The organism is Nocardia xishanensis NBRC 101358 (assembly GCF_001613365.1).
Taxonomy (GTDB): domain Bacteria; phylum Actinomycetota; class Actinomycetes; order Mycobacteriales; family Mycobacteriaceae; genus Nocardia; species Nocardia xishanensis.
This window is the reverse complement of the sequence record NZ_BDCF01000055.1, coordinates 1-1,488: the sequence shown is the minus strand read 5'-3', so window position 1 is coordinate 1,488 and position 1,488 is coordinate 1. Positions and strand designations below refer to the sequence as shown.

The following is a 1,488-nucleotide window of genomic DNA, read 5'->3' as shown; positions in this document are numbered from 1 at the left end:
CGATCAGGTCGCCGCGGCACTGGCCCGCGGCGCCACCGCGGGCGCGCGGGGGAACTCGGGCATCATCCTGTCGCAGGTGCTGCGCGGCATCGCGGAGGCGACGTCCGGAGGACCGCTCACCGCGACGACCCTGCGCGCCGCCTTGCGCCGCGCCGCGGTACTGGTCCGTGAAGCGTTGAGCGTCCCGGTCGAGGGCACCATCCTCACCGTGCTCGAGTGCGCGGCCGACTGCGCGTCGGCCTGCGCCGAGGACACCCTCGCCGAGGTCGCCGTCGCCGCCGCCGACGGCGCGGCGAAAGCGCTCGGCGAGACCCCGTCCCAGCTCGGGGTGTTGCGGGCCGCTGGCGTGGTCGACGCGGGCGCGCGCGGCCTGGTGGTGCTGCTGGACGCGCTTGTCGCGGTCGTTCTCGGCGAGACGCCGACCAGGCCCGAGTACCTGCCGGGCGAATTCGCCGCGGCCGCCGAGGCCGAGCAGGTCGTGGAAAGCGAGGGCGACGCCCCGCATTTCGAGGTCATGTACCAGCTCGGCGACACCGACCTGGCGCGCGTCACCCGCCTGCGCGAGCGTCTCGCCGAACTCGGCGATTCCGTGGTCGTGGTCGGCGACGGCAGCGGGAACTGGTCCGCGCACGTGCACTGCGCCGACGCGGGCGCCGCCGTGGAAGCCGGGCTGGCGGCGGGCGTCCTGCACGACATCAGAATCGAGAGTTTCGCCATCACCGCCCCGGTCGGTCGCGACCATCTCGATCCGCCGGCTGCGCGCGAAGAGGGCTCCGCCGATCGCGGCGTGCTCGCCGTGGCGGCGGGCTCGGGAGCCGCGGCGCTGTTCGAGGCGGCGGGCGCGGTGGTGCTCGGCGCGCACCCGGTCACCTCGGCCGCGCTGCTCACCGCGATCCGGCGGATGCCGCACCGCGAGGTCCTGGTGCTACCCAACGGCGCGCTGCCAGCGCACGAACTGGTGGCCGTCGGTGTCGCCGCCCGCGACGCGCACCGCGACGTGCTGTTGTTGCCGAGCGGTTCCATGGTGCAGGGGTTGGCGGCGCTCGCGGTGCACGATCGCGGGCGCATCGCGGTGGACGACGCGTTCGCGATGTCGGAGGCGGCCGCGGCCACCCGGTGGGGTTCGCTGCGCGCGGCCTCGCACCGGGCGCTGACCATGGTCGGCACCTGCGAGCCGGGCGACGGACTCGGCCTGGTCGGCCACGACGTGGTGGTGATCGACCGCGACGTGCGCGGCGCGGCGCAGACGCTGCTCGACCGGATGCTCGGCCTCGGCGGTGAATTGGTCACCCTGCTGATGGGCGAGGACGCGCCTGCGGGGCTGGCCGAGGAATTGAGCGCGCACATCGCGCGGAGCTTCCCCGGTGTCGAGGTCACGGTGTATCCCGGTGGGCAGCAAGGGGATCTGGCGCAGATCGGGGTGGAATGAGCGAACGTAGTGAGCGAATCATGTGCCAGCGCGCCGTGCGCATGGCGGAGCCGAGCGCG

At 74.3% G+C, this 1,488-nt stretch carries 1 protein-coding gene; it reads left to right on the top strand.

Going from position 1 to position 1,488, the window contains the following annotated elements; translation table 11 throughout:
* The coding region (gene fakA / locus NX1_RS29750) for a DAK2 domain-containing protein (protein WP_068066665.1) at positions 1-1,429 on the top strand (1,429 nt) is incomplete at its 5' end.
* Positions 1,430-1,488 lie beyond the last annotated feature (59 nt).